The following is a 20,924-nucleotide window of genomic DNA, read 5'->3' on the forward strand; positions in this document are numbered from 1 at the left end:
TGGGCCGGTTACGCGTGAGCGGGTTGGCGCGATGCGTACACGCGCTCCTTGAACGGCGTGATGCCGATGCGGTTGTACGTGTCGATAAAGCGCTCGCCATCGGCGCGGTGCTCGACAAACGTATCGATCACCTTCGCGACCACGTCCGGCATTTCTTCAGCCGAGAACGACGGGCCGATCACGCGGCCCAGATGCGCGCCGGTCGCACCGGTGCCCTGCTCGCCGCCCAGCGACACCTGGTACCATTCGGCGCCATCCTTGTCGACGCCCAGCACGCCGATATTGCCGACGTGATGGTGACCGCACGAGTTCATGCAGCCGGAGATATTCAGCGACACTTCGCCGAGGTCGTAGACGAAGTCCATATCGTCGAAACGCTGCTGGATCGCCTTTGCAATCGGAATCGACTTCGCATTCGCGAGCGAGCAGAAATCGCCGCCCGGGCACGCAATGATGTCGGTCAGCAGGCCGATGTTCGGCGTCGCGAAACCGAGCGCCTTCGCCTTTTCCCACAGCGCGTGCAGATCGCGCTTCTTCACGTTCGCGAGAATCAGGTTCTGCTCGTGCGACACGCGGATTTCACCGAGCGAATATTCGTCGGCGAGATCGGCGACCGCGTCCATCTGCGCGTCGGTGGCATCGCCCGGCGCGACGCCGTGCGGCTTGAGCGACAGCGTGACGGCCGCGTAGCCGGACACGCGGTGCTGACGCACGCTGCGTTCGACCCAGCGAGCAAACGCACGGCTTTCGAGCAGATGCTTTTCGAACGTCGGTTCGTTATCCGGCAGCTTGTCGTACTGCGGCGGCTGGAAGTACTGGGACACGCGGTCCAGTTCGGCTTGGGTGAGCGTCGACGGGCCGTCCTTCAGGTGCTGCCACTCTTCCTCGACCTGCTGCGCGAACTTCGCCGGCGACAGCGCCTTCACGAGAATCTTGATACGCGCCTTGTACAGATTGTCGCGGCGGCCATAGCGGTTGTACACGCGCAGCACCGCTTCGCAGTAGGTCAGCAGATGCTGCCACGGCAGGTTTTCGCGAATGATCGCGCCGATGATCGGCGTGCGGCCCAAGCCGCCGCCCGCGAGGATGCTCGCGACCACTTCGCCGTCGGCATTCTTCGACAGATAGACGCCGAGGTCGTGAATCTGCACGGCCGCGCGGTCTTCCTTCGAGCCCGACACCGCAATCTTGAACTTGCGCGGCAGCCATGCGAATTCCGGGTGGAACGTCGACCACTGACGCAGAATTTCGGCCCAGGGACGCGGGTCGACCGTCTCGTCGGGCGCGATGCCCGCGAACTGGTCGGCGGTGATATTACGGATACAGTTGCCCGACGTCTGGATGCCATGCATCTGCACCGACGCGAGCTTGCGCAGAATTTCCGGCGTTTCCTCGAGTTCGACCCAGTTGAACTGGATGTTGGTACGCGTCGAGAAGTGGCCATAGCCGCGATCGTGTTCGCGCGCGATCGTCGCGAGCATACGCATCTGGTCGCTGCGCAGGTTGCCGTACGGAATCGCGATCCGATGCATATAAGCATGGCGTTGCATGTACAGGCCGTTCTGCAGACGCAGCGGGCGGAACTCTTCTTCGCTCAATTCGCCCGACAGCCGGCGGCGAACCTGGTCGGCATACTGCGCGACGCGTTCGTCAACGATGGTCTGGTCGTACTGATCGTATTGATACATTCGGGGACCCCAGTTTGTTTGTCTCAACCCACCCGGCGTTCCGGTTACGCCGCGCGATGGAGATCGCTGTCCGTTTCATTAGTAAGGCAAGTCAGATGAATGAACAAAGACCCGCTCGTGATTTGCTAATGACGAAAAGAGATATCCATATTGGAAAAGTTGGAGAAATCGTAATAAACTCGCCTTATATTTCAAACGACTAAAAAATTCTGTTGATATGCGGCGAGGTTATATATGAACCTGCATCAGTTCCGCTTCGTCCGGGAAGCGGTGCGCCAGAACTTCAACCTCACCGAAGCGGCCAAGGCGCTGTATACGAGCCAGCCGGGGGTGTCGAAGGCGATCATCGAGCTCGAGGACGAACTGGGCGTTGAGATCTTCACGCGGCACGGCAAGCGCGTGCGCTCGCTGACCGAGCCGGGGCGGATCATTCTGGCGTCGGTCGAGCGGATTCTGCAGGAGGTGGAGAGCCTGAAGCGGATCGGTAAGGATTACGCGGCGCAGGACCAGGGCAACCTGGTGATTGCCGCGACCCATACCCAGGCGCGCTATTCGCTGCCTGCCGCGATCGCGGAATTCAAGCGGCGCTACCCGAAGGTTCACCTTTCAATTCTGCAAGGCAGTCCAAGCCAGGTCGCGGAGATGGTGATCCACGATCAGGCGGACGTCGCAATCGCAACCGAAGGGCTGTCGAACTATAAGGAACTGGTGTCGCTGCCCTGCTTCACCTGGCACCACGTCGCGATCATGCCAGACGACCATCCGCTGCTCGAGCGCAAACAGTTGTCGCTCGACGATCTGTCGCAATACCCGCTGATCACCTACGAAAACGCGTTCGCGGGCCGCGCGAAGATCAACGATGCGTTCCGGCTGCGCGGCTTGCAGCCGGACATCGTGCTGGAAGCGATCGATGCGGACGTGATCAAGACTTACGTCGAGCTCGGACTTGGGGTCGGGATCATGGCGGATATCGCGTTCAACGGTGACCGCGACCGGCACTTGCGCGCGATGCCGGTGGGTCATCTGTTCGGTAGCAATATCACGCGCGTCGGGCTCAAACAGGGCGCGTACCTGCGCAGCTATGTCTACACGCTGGTGGAACTGCTGTCGCCGAGCATGAACCGCAAGCTGATCGAACAGGCACTCAAAGGCGAGAGCGAGTCATACGAGCTTTGATGTGCCGCCACGTGCACTTTCGTTGTTTTCCAACACTTTCCGTCAGCCTCGACACCATCGATTGCGCGTGTTGACGAGACGGCATGTTGCGCGCGGTCGAAGTATGCCCGGCGTCGCTGCCGACTTCCAGCGCCCCAGTCACGGAGTTTTTTGCATGACGTCCTATAAGAACAACCTGCGCCGCTTCACGTCGGTCACGGCCGCAGCCGGTGCATTCCTGCTCGCGAGCGCCGCGCACGCGGACCTGAAGGTCGGCATCGACCTGTCGACCACCGGACCGGCCGCCGCGATCGGCATTACCAGCAAGAACGCGATCCTGATGTGGCCGAAAACGATCGCCGGCCAGAACGCACAATACATCGTGCTCGACGACGGCTCCGACCCCGGCGTCGCGGTGCGCAACATCCATAAGTTGATCAACGAGGACCATGTCGACGTGATCGTCGGCCCGAACGTGACGCCGGCCGCGCTGGCGGCGCTCGATCCGGTCGCGCAAAGCCAGACGCCGATGATCACGCTGATCGGCAGCGCAGCCGTTGTCGAACCGCAGGAAGGCAAACGCGTATGGGCATTCAAGATGGCACAGACCGATCGCGCGATGGCCGACGTGATGACGCGCTATATGGCGAACCACGACGTGAAGACGGTCGGTTTTATCGGTTTTGCCGACAGCTACGGCGACAGCTGGCTCAACGAATTCACGAAGTTCGCGGCGCTGCGGCACATTCGGATTGTCGCGACCGAGCGCTTCAACCGGACCGACGCCAGCGTGACCGGCCAGGTGCTGAAGCTGATTGCGGCGAAACCGGATGCGGTGCTGATCGCTGGCGCCGGCACGCCGAGCGTGCTGCCGCAGCGCACGCTGGTCGAGCGCGGCTACAAGGGCGCGATCTATCAGACGCACGGCATTGCGACGCCGGAGTTCGTCAAGCTCGGCGGCAAGGACGTCGAAGGCACGCTGTTTCCGACGCAGCCGGTCGTGGTTGCGCGCACGCTGCCGGCCGATCATCCGGCCAGGCAGGCGGCGCTCGCGTTCGTGAGCGCTTATGAAGCGAAGTACGGGCCGGGCACGGTCACGCAGTTCGCAGGCGATGCGGCGGGCGTGTATCCGCGGCTGCAGGATGCGGTCGCGCGCGCGTTGAAAGCCGCGCAGCCGGGCACCGACGCGTTTCGCGTCGCGTTGCGCGACGAGCTCGAGCATGCGCATGAACTGGTCGTGCCGAACGGCGTGGTCAATACGAGCGCACAGGACCACGTCGGGCTCGATCAGCGCGCGAGCGTGATGGGGATCGTGAAGGATGGGAAGTTCGTGTACCTGAGCCAGTGATGCGGTTGTTAAAGTTAAAGTAGAAGCCTTTCGTTGCTCTATCGCGTTCCGCGTTCCTGACCATGCGCACTACCCGAGCCACCCACGCCGTCGAACGGCTGAAGACCCGCAGCGGCAACCCGCGTTATGCGGCGATCGCACTGTCCGGCGGCCTGTTCTATCTGGTCGACCGTTCGAGCGGCGCCGATCAGAAAGTGTCCGAGCCGTTGCCGCTCGACGAATTCGTGAAGTTCGTCGACGATTTCGGGCCGAAAAAGCCGCGCAAGGTCAGCAAGCTCGACCTCGCGTTCGAAGAGCAGATCAGGAAGAGCAAAGGTTAAGCGCGGCGCGGCAGCGACGATGGGTGTCACGCGCCGCCGTCGCGCCGTCAGCGCATCGCGCGGGTCAGATCTCGCGCGGGTCAGATCTCGCGCGGGTCAGATCTCGCGCGGGTCAGATCTCGCGCGGGTCAGATCTCACGCCACTGCCCGCCGGCCGCGCTGCTCGCGAGCATCGCATCGATAAAGCGCAAACCGGCGACCCCGTCGTCGACCGTCGTCAGAAAGCGGCTTTCCGGCGGCAGCGGTCGACCCGCGTCGAGCGCTTCAATCTGCAGCGCGGCGTCCTTATACAGCTGCGCGAACGCCTCGAGATACCCTTCCGGATGTCCCGGCGGCACGCGCGTCGCATGCGCGGCGGCCGCCCCCTGTACGCGCCCGCGCGTCAACCGCTGCGCCGCGCCGCCCAATGGCGTGAACCACAGTTCATTCGGTTCTTCCTGATCGAACGCGATACCCGCCTTCGTCCCATACACGCGCAGCCGCAGCGCGTTCTCCGCGCCGCTCGCGACCTGGCTTGCCCACAGCATCCCGCGCGCGCCGTTCGCATAGCGCAGCATCGCCTGCACATGATCGTCGAGCCGGCGTCCGGGGACGAACGTATGCACGTCCGCCGCGAGCGCCGCCGGTAGCATGCCGGTGATAAAACCCGCGAGGTGGTACGCGTGCGTGCCGATATCGCCAAGGCACCCAGCCGGGCCGGACAGCTTCGGGTCGGTGCGCCACACCGCCTGTTTGTTCGTGCCGCTCTGCTCGATCGGCTCGGCCAGCCAGTCCTGTGCATATTCGACCTGCACGACGCGCAGGTCGCCGAGTTCGCCCGCTTCGATCAGTTCGCGCGCGTGCCGCACCATCGGATAGCCTGAATACGTATGCGTGAGCGCAAAGAGCCGCCGCTTTTCGCGCGCGAGCCGCGCCAGCGCGTCGCCTTCGGCGAGCGACACCGCGAGCGGCTTGTCGCAGATCACATGGATACCCGCTTCGAGAAACGCGGTCGCGACCGGCGCATGCAGATGGTTCGGCGTAACGATCGCCACTGCGTCGATGCCGTCGTCGCGCGCGCTTTCCGCACGCGCCATCTCGCGCCAGTCCGCGTAACTGCGCGCAAGATTCGCTTCGGCGGCACTCGCCTGCGCGCGCTGCGGGTCGGACGACAACGCACCCGCGACCACTTCGAAGCAATCGTCCAGGCGCGCGGCAATCCGGTGCACCGCGCCGATAAACGCGCCCTGGCCGCCGCCGACCATGCCCAGCTTCAGTCTTCCTGCCATCGTGTGCTGCTCCTTACGATGCGGCCGCGCAATCGTTGCGTGCGCAACCGGATAATCGATCAGATGCCGAGCACGCGCTGCAATTGCGCGCGATCGACGCCGCTTTCCGCAAAGTCATCGAACGCGCGGTCCGCGACGCGGATGATGTGCCGCCTGATAAACTCCGCGCCTTCGCGCGCGCCGTCCTGCGGGTGCTTCAACGCGCATTCCCATTCGAGCACCGCCCAGCCCGGGTAGTCGTACTGCGCCATCTTCGAAAAGATCGCGCTGAAGTCGACCTGCCCATCGCCCAGCGAACGGAAACGCCCCGCCCGCTCGACCCAACCGCTATAGCCGCCGTACACGCCCTGACGCCCGGTCGGACGAAACTCCGCGTCCTTCACATGGAACGCCTTGATGCGCTCGTGATAGATATCGATAAATTCGAGGTAATCGAGTTGCTGCAGCACATAGTGGCTCGGGTCGAACAGAATATTCGCCCGCGGATGATCGTTCAGCGTCGCGAGAAATCGTTCGAATGTGACACCGTCGTGCAAGTCCTCGCCCGGGTGCAGTTCGTAGCAGACGTCGACGCCGGCTTCGTCGAATGCATCGAGAATCGGCTTCCAGCGGCGTGCGAGTTCGTCGAAGGCTGCTTCGACCAGGCCTGCCGGCCGCTGCGGCCACGGGTAGATATACGGCCACGCCAGCGCGCCCGAAAACGTCACGTGCGTGTTCAGGCCGAGGCGCTGCGACGCCTTGGCGGCAAGCTTCAACTGCGCAATTGCCCATTCGGTGCGCGCCTGCGGATTGCCGCGCACCTGCGGCGCGGCAAAGCTGTCGAACAGTACGTCGTACGCGGGGTGCACAGCAACCAGCTGACCCTGCAAATGCGTCGCCAGTTCGGTCACCGTCACGCCCGCATCGGTCGCGATGCCGAGCCATTCGTCGCAGTACGTCTGACTCGCCGCCGCCTGCTCCAGATCGATCAGTTGCGACGCAACCGGCACCTGAATGCCTTTGAAGCCGAGCCCCGCGGCCCAGTTGGCCATATGGGCGAAATTGTCGAATGGCGGATCGTCGCCGAGAAACTGCGCGAGGTAAATTGCCGGCCCTTTGATGGTCTTCATCGTGCGTCTCCGTCAGTGGTCGAGCCTACACGGCGCAGCATCCTGCATGCCGCGCCGCGCGACTTCACCTCGCCTAGAACGGCGAGTCCGGGAAGTAGAACTGCTGCGCGTTTTCCTTCGTGATCAGCACTGACGGGATGATCGTCGTCGGCGGCAGCGACTGGCCCTTGAGCCTCGCTTCGGCGGTCAGCTTGATCGCGTCGTAGATAAACTTCGGCGAGTACGACACATCCGCCGTGATCATCGGCGCGCCGTCCATCACGTTCTTGATCATCCCTTTCGAGCCCGCGCCGCCGAATACGATCTTGATGTCGCTGCGTTTGGCCTGATCGATTGCCTTCAGCACGCCGACCGCCATGTCGTCATCCGACGCCCACACTGCGTCGATATGCTTGAAGCGTGTCAGATAGTCCTGCATCACCTTGAACGCGTCGTCGCGGTTCCAGTTCGCGTATTTCGCATCGAGAATCCTGATGTTCGGATACTGCTTCATCACCGACGTAAACGCGGTCCACCGTTCGTTGTCGAGCGTGGTCGGAATGCCGCGCAGCGCGACGATATCGCCCTTGCCGTCGAGCGCCTTCGCCAGATACTCGGCCGGGATCTTGCCGAATGCGGTGTTGTCGCCGGCCACATACGCGTCCTGCGCGCTGGTATCCGTCAGGCCGCGGTCCACCACGGTCACGTACACGCCTTTCTTCTTCACCTGCGCAACGGGCTGCGTCAGCGACGCGGACTCCTGCGGGAAAATCACGAGCGCGTTGATCTTGTTGACCGTCACGAGGTCCTGCAACTGGTTCGCCTGCTCAGGCGCATTCGCCGCGGTCTTCACGATGATCTTCAGCCCCGGATGCTCTTTCTCGAGGTCGGTTTTCGCCTTGTTCGCCCACCAGACGATGCCGCCCGTAAAGCCGTGGTCCGCCGTCGGAATCGCGACGCCCAGCGTGACCTTGTCGTCGGCGCGCGCGGCGCCCGCGGTGATCCCCAGCATCGAAAGCGCCAGCATGCCGGCACCGACCGTTCGTATGACGTGTTTCATGGTGTTGTCTCCAGAACTGTATGGGCGCTATGCGTGCGCCGGATTTCGTTGTAGAACCACTGAAACGCCTGCTGCCTGTTGCCTGCCTTCCGCGTTGCTGCCTTCCCTGCGCTAATCCCCCCTTTGAAGCCGCGCGACTCCGCGGACACGCGCTAACGCCGCCCCCGCTGCAAGAACGCGACGACGATAATCACCACGCCCTGCACCGCCGCGTTCAGATACACACTGATGATGCTGGTCAGATTCAGGATGTTCGCGATCACCGACAGCAGCACCGCGCCGATCACGGTGCCGATCACGCGGCCCTCGCCGCCCTTGAGCGCGGTGCCGCCGACCACCACCGCGGCGATCGCTTCGAGTTCCCACAGCAAGCCGGTGGTCGGCGTCGCCGATCCGAGCCGCGGCACGTACAGCACGGTCGCGACACCGACGCATACGCCGAGCAGCACGTATGTGACGATCTTCACCGTATCGACGCGAATCGCCGCATAGCGCGCAACCTGCTCGTTCGAACCGATTGCCTGCACGTGCCGGCCGAATGCGGTGCGATTGAGGATCAGCGCGCCCCCCGCCGCGACGACGAGGAACACCCAGATCGGCACCGGCACGCCGAGCAGACTCGCGTAATAGACCGGGCCATACAGATCGGACAGATTGTTATCGAGCGTCAGCGCGCCGCCGTCGGCGAGCCACGTGAGCACCGCGCGAAAAATACCGAGCGTGCCGAGCGTGACGATAAACGGCTCGATGCGTCCTTTGGTGATCAGCAAGCCATGCGCGCAGCCGAATACCGCGCCGAGCACCAGCGCGCAAACGATGCCGATCGCCACGATCGCGAGCGGCGCGAACGTGTGGCCACCCAGACCGGCCGCGAGCCCGTTCATCAGCCAGATCATGATCCCTGCGATCAGCGCGGCCATCGAGCCGACCGACAGGTCGATGCCGCCCGAGATGATCACAAAGGTCATGCCGACCGCGATGATGCCGATAAACGACGTGCGCGTCAGCACGTTCATCATGTTGTCGACGGTGGCGAAGTCGCCGTTCAGCAGCGTGCCCGCGATGCACAGCACGATCAGGCCCGCGAGCGGACCGAAACCGTACAGCACGTGTGCGACTCGCAATGCGCGCGGCGTCGGCGCGGAGGTATCAGTGGGTGCCGGTCGCATGAGCGATCAACTCCTCTTCGGTCAGGTGTTCGAGGCCGAGCGTCGCCTGTAGCTTGCCGGCGCGCATCACCGCGACGCGATGACACAGGCCGATCAGTTCGATCAGCTCGGACGAGATCACGATCACCGCCCGCCCTTCCGATGCGAGCCGGTGAATCAGGAAGTAGATATCGCGTTTCGCGCCGATATCGACGCCGCGCGTCGGTTCGTCGAGCACGATCACGTTGGGGTTCGGCTGCAGGAATTTCGCGAGCGCGAGCTTTTGCTGGTTGCCGCCCGACAGCATCCGCGCGCGGCTGCTCAAATCTCCCGTGCGGATGCCGAACTCGCGCACCGCTTCGCTCAGCGCCGCACGCCCCGCCTTCAGATCAAGCAGCGGATGCGTGTAGCGATCGAGCGTCATTAACGTCAGGTTGTCCTGCAAGCTCAGGTTCACATGCAGGCCCTTGCCTTTGCGGTCCTCGCTCAGATACGTGAGGCCATGCCGCATTGCGTCGCGCGGGTTCTTCAGGTCCACGCGGCGGCCGGCAATCTCGATGTGTCCCGCGCTGCGCCGGCGCAGACCGATGATCGCTTCGAACGCTTCGGTGCGCCCCGCGCCGACCAGGCCCGCGAAGCCGAACACTTCGCCGGCGCGCACCTCGAAGCTCAAACCGTCGACCCAGTCGGGCACGCTCAGGCCTTCGACGCGCAGCGCGAGCGGCGCGTCGGCCGCAATCAGTGTCTTGTCCGGAAACATGTCGGACAGTTCGCGGCCGACCATCAGGTTCGCCATCTGCTGCCGCCCGAGCGCCGCAGTCTCGCTACGCGCGACGAAGCGACCGTCGCGCATCACGATCACCTCGTCGGTGATGCGTTCGACCTCGTCGAGCTTGTGCGAGATATAGACGATCGTCGCGCCATCCGCCTTCAGTTTCGCCATCAGCGCGAACAGGCGTTCCGTTTCGGACGGCGTGAGCGTCGCGGTGGGCTCATCCATGATCAGCAAACGCGCCCGGCGCGATAGCGCCTTCGCGATCTCGACCATCTGCTTTTCCGCGACGATCAGGTCGCGCACCTTCGTATCCGGATGCTTCGTGAGGCCGACTTGCGCGAGATAACGCTTCGCTTCGGTGCGCATCGCCGCGTCATCGAGCAGCAGGCCGCGGCGTTTTTCGTGACCGAGATACATATTCTGCGCGATCGTCAGATGCTCGGCCAGATTGAATTCCTGGTGAATCAGCACGATGCCCGCGGCCTCCGCCGCGCGCGAGCCGTCGAAATGCTGTGCCGCGCCGTCGATCAGTATCTCGCCTGATGTCGCGTGCTCGTAGCCGGCGAGAATTTTCATCAGCGTCGACTTGCCCGCGCCGTTTTCGCCGAGCAATCCGTAGATGCGGCCGGGCGCGAGTTCGAAGCTCACGCCGTGCAGCACGCGCACCGGGCCGAAGTCTTTGCGGATATCGTCGAAGCGGACAGCGAGGCTCATCGGGTTCGCGCTCCTCGGACGCTCATCACGCGCTTGCGCGCACCATCAGCCGATGCGGCAGCAGCACGCCCGGCACGTTCGCAGTACGGTTTGCGAGCCGCTTTAGCAGCAAGCGCGCAGCGGTCTCGCCTAGCTCGCGCATCGGCTGCGCGATCGTCGTCAGCGGCGGATCGATTTGCGCGGCCAGCGAAATGTCGTCGAAGCCGACCACCGCGACATCGTCGGGCACGCGCCTGCCGATGCTGCGCAAGCCTTTGACCACGCCGATCGCGAGCGTATCCGATACCGTGAAGATTGCGGTAGGCGGTTCGCTTTGCGCCATCAGGATCGCGGCCGCGGATGCGCCCGCTTCGTAATCGAGGCTGTCCAGATGGACTTGCCAGCGCGGGTCCGGGTCGATGCCGGCGTTATGCAGCGCATCCAGATAGCCGCGCTCGCGTTGCTGCGCGAACAGATAGCCGTCGCCCGAATTGATCAGCGCGATGCGCTTATGGCCACGCGACAGCAGATGCATGACCGCGTCGCCAGCCGCGCGGTAGTTGTCGATGCCGACATACGGCACACCAACGTCCGCATCGAACTCGCAGCATGCAACCCACGGCAAGGTGTTCAGTTCGTCGGACAGCGCCTGCTGCGCGGCGGCCGGATCGAGACAGATCGCGCCGTCCGCGCGGCGCCGGCGCAGCATCTCGAAGTAGCTGCGCTCGCGGCCGGGATCGGCGCCGGTATCGCACAACAGCATGAAATAGCCGTGCTGACGCGCGACGCTGTCTATACCACGCACGATTTCCGCGTAGAACGGGTTGCCGAAGTTCGGCACCATCGTCAGCAGCAGACGGCTCTCCGCGGTGCGCAGGTTGCGCGCCAGCTCGTTGACGCGGTAGCCGCTCTGTTCGACTGCGGCGAGCACTTTTTCGCGGGTCTCCGCGCGCACATTCGAATGGCCGTTCAGCACGCGCGATACGGTCGCGACCGACACACCGGCCTGCTCGGCGACATCGTCGATCGACATTTCTTTCGACGGACGCGGCGATGGACGCGCACGCTCCGGTTGCAAGGTCGTGGAATCGTGTTGAGACGATCGGGCCATCGCCGGCTTCCCCGTGTAATCGATTACATGTCCAGCTGAATTCTCGCGGACGAACACGGAAATCTCAAGGCGAATGCGCTAGGGATTTGTACTGAGGTCATCACACGTCGCCAGCGGTTGACCTGTTCATTCCACGCCAGCTTCGACCGCCACGCCCGGCACAGCCCGGATCACGCAGCCCGCATCACGCAGCCCCGAACGTCATTGCCTTCGGGAACCAGCGCCAACCGTAAGTCGTGACGTTCGACTGTGCGGGTGCGTTCGGCACCGTGCCCCAGTGCGCGCGTACCGTACTGCTCGGGAATGCCGTAACCGTCCGGTTCGAAAACGCCGCGACCGCCCGCGCGTTGTTGATCGCACCCGCACGCGTTCCGCCGCACGCGATCAGAAGGATCGGCCCGTCGGTATCCCTGAACTCGCGGGCAAGCAGCCGGTTCAGCTGGAAACCAAACGCGCGCGACGTGAGGTTAGACGCTTCAAATCGCGTTACGCCATTGGCATTCGCAGCAACCGGAAACTGGAGCCATCCCGGCTTGCCATGCGTCGACACGATGCGGACATTACCCTCGATGCCCGGCACTTGAACGCGTGCCGAGCTGACCTGGAAGTCAGTCCCGGGGTACCTTTTGAATTGAGCTTGGGCGCTCAAGGTCCGCGCTGTGGAGACGCGGTCCACGAACCGCCACGCAAGCATGCCCTTCCCCAGCACGAACCCCAACGACAGAAGTTGCACCACGCCGCTCAAACCCGATAAGACGCTACTGGCCAAAGTCAACTGGCCGGCGGTTTTCTCGTCTTCGACCAGTGCGGCGCCCAGCCCCGTCGCCCCGCCAGCCAGCCCGACCACACCGCCGGTGAAGGCCAACCCGCTCGTCAACGCAAGCGCGCCGCCGGCCACCGCCCACGCGCCGATCCCAAAGCTCGCAAGACCTAGCAGAAAGCCGATGGCGGCGACTACCGGCGCGATGACCCACGTTTTGTTGTTGCCGGACGCATCGAGGAACGTGACCGGATCGCACTCGCAATAGACGTAGGGGTTCAGGCCGCCTGCGCCGAACGGACTCTGCGCGTCGTACTGCAGAAAGCGCATCAGCAGCGCGCTGTCATAGGCGCGCATGCCGTCGCCCAGGTGATACAGATAAGTCAGCGGGTCGTAGCGCTGGCCCTTGAAGCGCACCGGATCGTACGACCAGTCAAAAGCGCCGCCGACATAGCCGTATGGGCTATAAATGGCCGGCTCGATGTTGGTGCCCGCGACCGGGTCGACCGAACCATACACGCTCCCCGACGGATCGCTGAACAGCATCTGCGACGACTTCGTGTAGCTGCCTGCGCTGCCGCGTGCGCACTGGATCGCATCGACGCTGCTCGCGCCGCTCAGGTACGACGCGAACTGCACGTCCGCGTCGCCAGCCGCCTGCTTGCGCAGCGACGCGATGAAATGGCCGTCGCAGTAACCAAAGGCGGTCGGGCGCAAGGTGCTGAGCGTGTCACCTTCCTTGATCGTCATCTTTTCACTGCGCAGCTTGCCCTGGCTGTTGTAGGCGAAATACACCTTCGGCTCGCGCCAATTGGGATCCGACGGCTTCGACCTTGTATGCGCGCGCAGCTTTTCGTAGCAGTCGTAAGTGCAAGTGGCGACTACTCCGTCCGCTCCGGTCACTCTCGCGACATTGCCCGATAAGTCGTATGTGATCTCGACCTGCTTCGGTGCCGCGGAACCGCGCGTGATCGTCTGCTTCGTCAACTCGAAGACGTTCTTGCCGTCGTAACTGCATGCGCCGCTGGTCACCTCCCCCGTCTCCTTTACTGTCGTGCTCCACGAGGTCATGTTGTTGTACTTGTCATAGCCGAACGTGAACGCGCTGACGTTGTTGCCGCCCGGATCCTTCGGATACACGGTCGTCGCATCGGTCGCTTTGGAATCGGTCAGGCGGCCAGCGTAGTCATACTGGTTCTGCAACACCGTCGTGACTACCGCCGCACCGACGCGTTGCTCGTTCACCTGATTCAGGCCGTTGTACAGGATTTCACCGCTTGCGCACTCGGCGAAAGCGCCATCGGCGCCCATACGCAGATACGTCTTCTTTGTCAGACGCATCTTCGTATCGTACGAAACGTCCATCCGGAATGTCGCGGTGGGCGCACCGGCCGGCCCGAATTCATAAGTCGCCGACTTCAGCAACTCGCCGCCGACGTAGTCCATCGTAATTTTGAGTGCCTGCGCGCCGCCGTTCAGAAACGTGATCGCCGCCACCCGGCCCGCGCTGTCGTAACGGTACGACGCTTCATCATTCGGGTAGCTACTTGCCGATGCGGTGATCGACGTCACCATGCCCAGCGCGCACCGCGTAAAAGTGTTTGCGCAGGTAACCGAAATGCCGTCGCTGCGGTTCAGGCTCGACGTCTCGCTGCCAGGTAGCGCATTGCTATCGTATGTGAGCGTCCTTGTCTCAGTCACTCCCGCCAGCGTGTAGGTCTGCGTGACCAGCTTGACGGTGTCCTTGTCGTACTCATACGCGAGCGAAGCCCCTTTGTCCGACGGTGGGGTGGTTTTCGTCGGCACGCCGCCGAGTTCCGCGCAGTACTCGTGAGCGATCGCTACGCCACGCGGCGTGGTCTCGGTAGCTGGCGTCACGTAACCGGACGAGTACGTATAGACCGTCACACTCTCGCCAGCGTTGTCCGGGTTCCGGTCGACCTGCGTCAGGCGTCCGACTCCATCGAAACTTCGCGTCGCGACGGTCCTGTTGTCCACTGACACGCTGGCGATTTGCGGTTCGAGACCGTATTCCCAGTACTTCAAGCCCGTCACGCGCGCGGGCTGGCTGTTGTCGTCGTAATCGGTCACCGATGCGATGCGATCGAAGAAGTCATAGCCGAGTTCGACGTGCGTCTGCTTTTGCGTGGCCGCATCGACAACTGTCGTCTCTCGCAGACGGAAAAATTCGTCGTAGCTGTAGGTCGTCGTGCTGATCCGCGTTTTATCGCTGATGCCATATTCCGTCACCGTCGTGGGCAGCAACGTGCCTGGGTCGTGGCTGGTTCGCGTGAAGTTGTACCGCTTCACGACGTCCGCTGGCTCACGCTTGACCGGAACATTCGTGTACTCGGTCAGCACCGCGCTGCCGATATTGAAGTGGCGGCGGTTTTCCCGGTTGTCGTGATAAATAGCCTGTGTCAGCTCGCCGAAGCCGTCATAGCCATAGGTATTCGCAAGGTCCAGCGTCGCCGTCGTCGTACCGTCCGCGGCGGGCACTTCGTAGTCGTACCGGTGTTCGGCGACCAGCCACCCTTGCGTGTTGTATTCAGCGGTGTGCGCGATCTTGTCACCGACCTCTTTCTTCACGACGTTGCCCAACGCATCGGTCGTGACCTTGACGCTGTTCACAGACGGTTCCGCAGTGGTATTCGAGTGCAGCTTGCTGGTGGCATCGAACGCGTAGCCATACGTAACGGTGCGCTCGAACGCGGTTCCCGGCGCGCGCTTGTGCGATATCACCCGTCCGAACTTGTCGTATGCGAGCGTGGTAGACACGCCAAGATTGTCGATCAACTCGGCGGGCAGCCCCGTCAGGCGCGAAATCGCCGTCCGTTCAGTCAGCGTGCTCCCGTCGACACCGGTCTCCGTTGTCGCGATATCAAGTCGCGTGTCACCAGCGGATAGCGCGTACACGTAACTTGTCGTCACACCGGTGCCGTTGCTGAGCATCAATAGGCGGGACTTTAGGCGGCCACGCTCGATGCCGGTGTCGCTTTCCGCGTTGAAATAGTCGAATTGCGTCTTCTTGAAGTCGCTGCTTTCGGCCGACGCGATGATTCTTTTTTCCTCTTCGATCGCGAGTACGGTGTAGCTGGAGCCCTCCTTCATCGAGGTCGGCGTGTAGGTGCGCGTCGTTGTGATGCAATCGGCGGTCTCGCTTGTCTTGTACTTTTTCGACGTTTTCAGAAACCGCACGAATCCGTTCGGCTCGGCCGGACAACTGCCGGATTCGCCGGCAGCCGGATAATACGTATAGTCGACTGTCAATCCGCCACTCTGAATCTCCTGCAGCTGGTTGCCGTATTCGTCATAGCTGAAATACTGATCTGTGGTGCGCTCATCCGTCTTCGACTTCCCCGACGACACCGTCGTGGTTTCGCTAAATTTCGTATAGATACGGTTTGGCAGTTTGTATTGCGGCGGTAAGCTGAAATATTCGGTTGAGGTTAGCCCGGGATAGTAATAATCCACCTTTATCTTGCGGCCGGTTATTCTTGCCGTATCCGGAACCGATGTTTCTTCCGAATACAACCGGTGGTATCTGTCATAAACCCGTACTGTCGTAGAAGCCGTCGTGCCGTCGATATCGAGTGTCTCGGTGGTCCGGTATTGATAGGTTGTCTCGCGGCGGTACAGATTATCGAGCGCCACCGGGTCCCACCGCGCATCCTTCTGGTAGCCGAGGAAGTTGTTGAAATCCTTATCCTCCTCTTTCTCCGGTGTATCGTCGCCATATTTATAGGTATGCACTTCGTATTTGCTCTGCCCTGTACCCGCTGACGTCATTGACAGCGTGTACGAGTTGACCACCGGGAATGTCGTCCATGGAAAACCGTCCGGCAATTTCAGGCTATCCTGGTAAAATATCTGTTCGAGTGCTGGACCGGCGAAATTGCTCGCGACCGCCGAAATGACGCGAAAACCGATCGTTGCATCCGGACTCAAGTAACTGAAACTCAGGGTCTCTATAGTGTCCGACTCGGTGAGCGCGACATTGCATGTTCTCAGGCATAAACCTGTCGAAGCGTCATCGCTTATAGCCAACGTCATTTGGCTCGCAAAGTCTGCATTATCCTTGTATAACTCGATCACGCATGTGCGCGATGCCCGGCCGGTCGCTTCGTCGGTGGTGTTTGTCCGCGTTATGTCGATGAGGTTCGTCCCCGATTCATCGTAGACTCGCGTGAGCGCGGCGCGATCGTATGAATCGCCATATTCGAGAAAGAGCTTGTACCCGTTTTCATGCAGTATCTGTGTCACGTAATAACCGACACCGATTTTTGTCAGAGTCTCGGTAATGCCATTTTTGTATTTGATCAGGTATCCGTCAGGGTCGCTCGATTTCTGCAGAATCAGGTCCTTGATATAAACCGTGTCGGGGACGATTGCGAGCGTAGTCGGATCCTGTCTCAGATTGATCATCCGGCCATCGGTCAATACGAGCTGCAACCGCGAATTATCGAATGTCACCTTGCTCAGTTGCGGTGACCAGCCCAAGCCGAACCCCTCGTCGACGCCGCTGAAATGATCATAGCCAAGCGTAAGTTCCAGCGTTGGTCCTGACCGGGAATTTCCGGTTACCCTGGCAATCGGAATCTGATAATTGAAAGTGCCCGTACGCGGGTCGACTTCACCGCGCTGAAAAGACCAGAATGAAACCGCGTCAGACTGATTGAAAACGGCACCTTCATCGCTGCCGCGCGATGCCGGTGCCGGTTGCGTCGGACGCTGCAGAGCCGTTCCATGATTTTCTTCCGCATTCGCGACTTCCTGGATAGTTTTCATTTGATCTCTATATCGGCAACGCGCTTTTCATAAATTGCAATGCACCGGCATTCGCTCGGCCTGAATCCCGACGGTGGCACGTCCTACGAATATATAAAGCACAGATGCAAAATCAATGTTTGAGATCGAAAAACCAGATGCACTGCAATCCGGCTTATTTACAAGCGAGCACACGCTAAAAAAACGACATTTAACGTGGCAATACGGTATTGATTGCGGACAAACAGGAGTGGTCAGAAATGACCGGCACGCGGGGTGGGTCTGCTCGATTATCGAGCCACCCGGCTGGTCCGAGGCCTTGCCCTGTGCGAGCGGCGTTCGCGTTTTGGTACAATTTCGGTCGATTCACCGGCGGTGTCAGCCGTGCTTGCGCCGCTCACCGTTTCCACCTCTATCACCGCAGAACGATCCCATGAACATCGAGCAAGCGCGCTTCAACATGATCGAACAGCAGATTCGCCCCTGGGAAGTGCTCGACCAGGACGTCCTGAACCTGCTGTCCATCGTCAAGCGCGAGAACTTCGTCCCTTCCGCGTACCGCGAACTCGCTTTTGCCGATCTGGAAATTCCCCTGCCAGCTGGCCAGCACATGCTGGCGCCGCGCGTCGAAGCGCGCGTGCTGCAGGAGTTGGCCGTGAAAAAGCACGAAAGCGTGCTCGAAATCGGCGCCGGTTCGGGTTACATGGCGGCGCTGCTCGCGCATCGCGCACAGCACGTGCTGACGGTCGACATCGAGCCGGAGCTGGCCGAACTGGCCAAATCGAACCTCGCGACAAACGGCGTGCTCAACGCCGAAGTGGTGACCGGCGACGCCGCGCGCGGCTGGGCTGCTGCCGCACCGTACGACGTGATCTGCGTGTCGGGTGGCCTGCCGGTGCTGCCGCAAGAAATGCTCGAACATCTGAAAGTCGGCGGGCGCCTTGCGGCGTTCGTCGGTACGCTGCCGGTGATGAAGGCGCAGATCATCACGCGCGTCGACGAAAAGCAGTTCCGTGTTGCCGATGTGTTCGAAACCTACGTCGAGCCGCTGACGAATGCGGTGCAGCCGCCGCGCTTCAAGTTCTGACGCGAGCGCCGAAGTATCGCTCGCTCGCCGTTGGCTTTTTGAATTCAACCGGAAACGTATCGCTGATGCAAAACCTGTCTGCTCCCGCGCTGGCCGAATGGCTCGCCGATCAATCCCGCGCCGCGCCGGTCGTGCTCGACGTGCGCGAGCCATGGGAAATCGAAACGGCGAAAATCGCCGGCAGCGTGTCGATTCCGATGCGCGAGATTCCGGCGCGTAGCGAAGAACTCGACGATGAAGCACCGATCGTCTGCGTGTGCCATCACGGCGCACGTAGCGCGCAGGTCGCGATGTTCCTCGAATCGCGCGGCCATGCGAATGTGTTCAACCTGCAAGGCGGCATCGACGCATGGTCGCGACAGGTCGATCCGTCGGTACCGACTTATTGAGTTTCACGCACTGATCGATCAAGAAGAAGACGCCGGCATTGTCCGGCGTTTTTTTTCATCCCTCCTCTTCCGTTTGCACATTTCCGCGCGACGCATCACGGAAGCGCTTTCCTCGCATCGAATCCGAATTTTCGTAAGCCATCCTGACTGCATCGTCTGGCACCATGCTTCGATCTTTTTCCGGAGCCTGAGTGATGACCCGATGCTCGTCGATTGCAGCCTGCGCAATGGCCGCGCTGCTGCTTTGTTGCGGCGTATCTCACGCGACACTGGGCGGCAAACCGTCAACGCCTGCTTCAGGCACACCGGATCGACCTGTGCTGCGGGGTGCCGCTCAGGCGAGCGTTGCCGCAGCACCGTACATCGTGCATCGCACGCGGACTGACGATGGCGTCACCGTGTGTGAATACACGTCTTCGTCGAATGGCGTCGTGTTCGCGGTCACGTGGAGCGGCCCGGTGCGCCCCGATATGACCGCGCTACTCGGCAGCTACTTCCCGAACTTTGTGTCGGCCGCGCGCCAGGGCGCGCGCGGCACAGGTCCGCTCATCGAACGACGCGGCGATCTGCAGATCGAGTCGATCGGTCATCAAGGCTGGTTTGTCGGTAAGGCCTGGGTGCCACGGCTCCTGCCCGCGCAGGTCGATCCTGGCGAACTGGAATGAATGAGGACGCAACGATGTTCAAGATGAGGAAGCACGTGAAGACGATCCGGTTTGACCACTCGCTGTGCGCGGCGACGTTTGCGGCTGTTGCGCTTTCGGCGTGTGGCGGCAGCGGAAACGACGATTCGTCCGGTTCGCAATCGTGGCTCGGCAAACCGGTCGAGCAAGTGGCTAACACGACCGTCAACAATGCGGTCAATGGTGGAAGGCCAGGTAGTGCATCGAACGGTGCAAGGCAGAACGGTTCGGCGGGAAGCGGCACGGCGGGGAATAACACGTCGAGCGGCGGCACTGCCAGTAGCGGCACTTCCGGTAATGGCCCATCCACCGTTACTCCGCCCAGTGGCGGTACCACCGATACGTCCGGCACCGGCTCGTCAGGCGGCTCATCGTCCGGCGGTGACACGCCAGCGGGCGGCGGCACCCCCGACACGCCCCCCGCTGTCGCCGTGAACACCGCGCCCATCGTCGTCGACAACGCGCTCGGCGTGACCGTGAATCAGCCTTATGTCACGGTCACGCTCTGTCCGCCCAATGCGCGAAGCGGCGACGCATCGTGTGTGACGCTCGACCATATGCTGCTCGATACGGGCTCGATCGGCGTACGCGTGTTGTCGAGTTCGCTCGGCGCATCGCTCACCGCACGCCTGCCGCGACAAACCGGCGCGTCGAACGACTCGACCGGCTCGGCGCCGCTTGCCCAATGCACGCTGTTCGGTTCCGGATATCTGTGGGGATCGGTGCGCCGCGCGGATGTCACGATTGGCGGCATGACGGCGCGCGATCTACCGGTGCAGATTGCCGGCGACGCCGCATTGCCGACGACACCCGACGACTGCATCGCACGCGGTGGAGCGGACCTCGGGTCCATCGACGCGCTCGGCGCGAAAGGCATCGTTGGCATCGGCGCTCGCGCACGCGACTTTCCGCTGGCCGCGCAGACGCCGCTCGCGGCGAACTACTACTTCTGCGCGAGTGGCGCGTCGTGCAGCGCGGCGTCCGTGCCGCTCGAGCGTCAGGCGACGAACCCGGTCGCCGGCTTCGCGACCGATAACAACGGCACGCTGATTCGCCTTCCCGCGCTGCCGCCGAACGGGCAGCGCAGCGTGACCGGCGAACTGGTCTTCGGAGTCGGCACGCGGTCGAACAACGCACTGCCGGCAACCGCGAAGATTCTCGCGGTCACCGGGCAAGGCACGCTGACCACGCTCTATGGAAACCGCTCGGTACCTGGCATCGTCGACACCGGCACGAATGGCTTCGTGTTCCGCGACACGTCGATCGCAGTTGGCGTGAATGACTGGTACGCGCCGCAGAACACACTGAGCCTCGCGGCCACGCTGATGTCGACGACCGGGCTGCAAGCGGCGGTGCCGTTTTCAATTGCGAATGCCGAGCGGCTGCTTGAGATGGACTACGCGGCGCACGACAACCTCGGTGCATTGTCGCTATCGTCGAATATGTTTATCTGGGGGCTGCCGTTCTATTACGGGCGCAGTGTTTATACGGTGCTGAGCGGCGCGCAGGCTGGTGGGAAGACCGGGCCGTTTATCGCTTTTTGAAGTCGCGGGCCGGCGCACCGAACGCGTCGGAACCGCCACG

The 20,924-nt window shown here is 62.2% G+C and carries 15 protein-coding genes; 7 read left to right on the top strand and 8 right to left on the bottom strand.

What is annotated here, in order from left to right; genetic code table 11:
• Window positions 1-8: 8 nt before the first annotated feature.
• Window positions 9-1,688, bottom strand: a complete 1,680-nt coding sequence (locus BX592_RS20845) for a nitrite/sulfite reductase (RefSeq protein WP_134194016.1) — start codon at window positions 1,686-1,688, stop codon at window positions 9-11.
• A gap of 234 nt (window positions 1,689-1,922) precedes the next feature.
• Between BX592_RS20845 and BX592_RS20850 the strand changes: the two genes are divergently transcribed.
• The 3 genes from BX592_RS20850 to BX592_RS20860 all read left to right on the top strand — a co-directional run bounded on the left by BX592_RS20850 (window position 1,923) and on the right by BX592_RS20860 (window position 4,511).
• Window positions 1,923-2,864: a CysB family HTH-type transcriptional regulator gene (locus tag BX592_RS20850; RefSeq protein ID WP_134194018.1), complete on the top strand. Its 942-nt coding sequence runs from the start codon at window positions 1,923-1,925 to the stop codon at window positions 2,862-2,864.
• 154 nt (window positions 2,865-3,018) lie between these two features.
• Window positions 3,019-4,191 carry an ABC transporter substrate-binding protein gene (locus BX592_RS20855; protein ID WP_134194020.1) on the top strand — a complete coding sequence of 391 codons (1,173 nt, stop codon included), beginning with the start codon at window positions 3,019-3,021 and terminating at the stop codon, window positions 4,189-4,191.
• Window positions 4,192-4,253: 62 nt separating this feature from the next.
• The gene (locus BX592_RS20860; protein ID WP_134194022.1) at window positions 4,254-4,511 is read left to right on the top strand and encodes a hypothetical protein; all 258 of its coding nucleotides are present in this window, start codon (window positions 4,254-4,256) and stop codon (window positions 4,509-4,511) included.
• A gap of 128 nt (window positions 4,512-4,639) precedes the next feature.
• Here BX592_RS20860 and BX592_RS20865 read toward each other — a convergent pair whose 3' ends face one another.
• The 7 genes from BX592_RS20865 to BX592_RS20895 all read right to left on the bottom strand — a co-directional run bounded on the left by BX592_RS20865 (window position 4,640) and on the right by BX592_RS20895 (window position 16,839).
• Window positions 4,640-5,779: a Gfo/Idh/MocA family protein gene (locus BX592_RS20865; protein ID WP_134194024.1), complete on the bottom strand. Its 1,140-nt coding sequence runs from the start codon at window positions 5,777-5,779 to the stop codon at window positions 4,640-4,642.
• A 59-nt stretch (window positions 5,780-5,838) separates the two neighbouring features.
• Entirely contained in the window at window positions 5,839-6,888 is a 1,050-nt protein-coding gene (locus BX592_RS20870) for a sugar phosphate isomerase/epimerase family protein (RefSeq protein WP_134194026.1), read from the bottom strand.
• Between the two features lie 73 nt (window positions 6,889-6,961).
• Window positions 6,962-7,927, bottom strand: coding sequence for a substrate-binding domain-containing protein (locus BX592_RS20875; RefSeq protein WP_134194028.1), 966 nt, complete (start codon window positions 7,925-7,927; stop codon window positions 6,962-6,964).
• Between the two features lie 152 nt (window positions 7,928-8,079).
• Window positions 8,080-9,096, bottom strand: a complete 1,017-nt coding sequence (locus tag BX592_RS20880; RefSeq protein ID WP_134194030.1) for an ABC transporter permease — start codon at window positions 9,094-9,096, stop codon at window positions 8,080-8,082.
• Window positions 9,077-10,564: a sugar ABC transporter ATP-binding protein gene (locus tag BX592_RS20885; RefSeq protein ID WP_134194032.1), complete on the bottom strand. Its 1,488-nt coding sequence runs from the start codon at window positions 10,562-10,564 to the stop codon at window positions 9,077-9,079. Before BX592_RS20885 ends, BX592_RS20880 begins: the two co-directional genes overlap by 20 nt.
• Before the next feature lie 25 nt (window positions 10,565-10,589).
• The gene (locus BX592_RS20890) at window positions 10,590-11,654 is read right to left on the bottom strand and encodes a LacI family DNA-binding transcriptional regulator (protein WP_134194034.1); all 1,065 of its coding nucleotides are present in this window, start codon (window positions 11,652-11,654) and stop codon (window positions 10,590-10,592) included.
• 184 nt (window positions 11,655-11,838) lie between these two features.
• Window positions 11,839-16,839 carry an RHS repeat-associated core domain-containing protein gene (locus BX592_RS20895; protein WP_166676410.1) on the bottom strand — a complete coding sequence of 1,667 codons (5,001 nt, stop codon included), beginning with the start codon at window positions 16,837-16,839 and terminating at the stop codon, window positions 11,839-11,841.
• A 775-nt stretch (window positions 16,840-17,614) separates the two neighbouring features.
• Between BX592_RS20895 and BX592_RS20900 the strand changes: the two genes are divergently transcribed.
• The 4 genes from BX592_RS20900 (at window position 17,615) to BX592_RS20915 (ending at window position 20,884) form a co-directional block, all read left to right on the top strand.
• Window positions 17,615-18,268, top strand: coding sequence for a protein-L-isoaspartate O-methyltransferase family protein (locus tag BX592_RS20900; RefSeq protein WP_134194037.1), 654 nt, complete (start codon window positions 17,615-17,617; stop codon window positions 18,266-18,268).
• A gap of 65 nt (window positions 18,269-18,333) precedes the next feature.
• Complete coding sequence (locus BX592_RS20905; RefSeq protein WP_134194039.1) at window positions 18,334-18,657, top strand: rhodanese-like domain-containing protein; 324 nt, start codon at window positions 18,334-18,336, stop codon at window positions 18,655-18,657.
• A gap of 194 nt (window positions 18,658-18,851) precedes the next feature.
• Complete coding sequence (locus BX592_RS20910) at window positions 18,852-19,322, top strand: DUF2844 domain-containing protein (RefSeq protein WP_243849647.1); 471 nt, start codon at window positions 18,852-18,854, stop codon at window positions 19,320-19,322.
• Window positions 19,319-20,884: a DUF3443 family protein gene (locus BX592_RS20915; protein ID WP_243849648.1), complete on the top strand. Its 1,566-nt coding sequence runs from the start codon at window positions 19,319-19,321 to the stop codon at window positions 20,882-20,884. Before BX592_RS20910 ends, BX592_RS20915 begins: the two co-directional genes overlap by 4 nt.
• Window positions 20,885-20,924: the final 40 nt, after the last annotated feature.

Origin of the sequence: Paraburkholderia rhizosphaerae (assembly GCF_004366595.1) — a bacterium.
In the GTDB taxonomy this organism is placed as follows: domain Bacteria; phylum Pseudomonadota; class Gammaproteobacteria; order Burkholderiales; family Burkholderiaceae; genus Paraburkholderia; species Paraburkholderia rhizosphaerae.

What these genes read in the sequence shown, in the direction of transcription:
- BX592_RS20855 (WP_134194020.1), top strand. Translation starts at nt 3,019, where the DNA reads ATGACGTCCTATAAGAACAACCTGCGCCGCTTCACGTCGGTCACGGCC.
- BX592_RS20895 (WP_166676410.1), bottom strand. Translation starts at nt 16,839, where the DNA reads ATGATCAATCTGAGACAGGATCCGACTACGCTCGCAATCGTCCCCGAC.
- BX592_RS20845 (WP_134194016.1), bottom strand. Translation starts at nt 1,688, where the DNA reads ATGTATCAATACGATCAGTACGACCAGACCATCGTTGACGAACGCGTC.
- BX592_RS20850 (WP_134194018.1), top strand. Translation starts at nt 1,923, where the DNA reads ATGAACCTGCATCAGTTCCGCTTCGTCCGGGAAGCGGTGCGCCAGAAC.
- BX592_RS20875 (WP_134194028.1), bottom strand. Translation starts at nt 7,927, where the DNA reads ATGAAACACGTCATACGAACGGTCGGTGCCGGCATGCTGGCGCTTTCG.
- BX592_RS20870 (WP_134194026.1), bottom strand. Translation starts at nt 6,888, where the DNA reads ATGAAGACCATCAAAGGGCCGGCAATTTACCTCGCGCAGTTTCTCGGC.
- BX592_RS20885 (WP_134194032.1), bottom strand. Translation starts at nt 10,564, where the DNA reads ATGAGCCTCGCTGTCCGCTTCGACGATATCCGCAAAGACTTCGGCCCG.
- BX592_RS20865 (WP_134194024.1), bottom strand. Translation starts at nt 5,779, where the DNA reads ATGGCAGGAAGACTGAAGCTGGGCATGGTCGGCGGCGGCCAGGGCGCG.
- BX592_RS20890 (WP_134194034.1), bottom strand. Translation starts at nt 11,654, where the DNA reads ATGGCCCGATCGTCTCAACACGATTCCACGACCTTGCAACCGGAGCGT.
- BX592_RS20905 (WP_134194039.1), top strand. Translation starts at nt 18,334, where the DNA reads ATGCAAAACCTGTCTGCTCCCGCGCTGGCCGAATGGCTCGCCGATCAA.
- BX592_RS20900 (WP_134194037.1), top strand. Translation starts at nt 17,615, where the DNA reads ATGAACATCGAGCAAGCGCGCTTCAACATGATCGAACAGCAGATTCGC.
- BX592_RS20910 (WP_243849647.1), top strand. Translation starts at nt 18,852, where the DNA reads ATGACCCGATGCTCGTCGATTGCAGCCTGCGCAATGGCCGCGCTGCTG.
- BX592_RS20860 (WP_134194022.1), top strand. Translation starts at nt 4,254, where the DNA reads ATGCGCACTACCCGAGCCACCCACGCCGTCGAACGGCTGAAGACCCGC.
- BX592_RS20880 (WP_134194030.1), bottom strand. Translation starts at nt 9,096, where the DNA reads ATGCGACCGGCACCCACTGATACCTCCGCGCCGACGCCGCGCGCATTG.
- BX592_RS20915 (WP_243849648.1), top strand. Translation starts at nt 19,319, where the DNA reads ATGAATGAGGACGCAACGATGTTCAAGATGAGGAAGCACGTGAAGACG.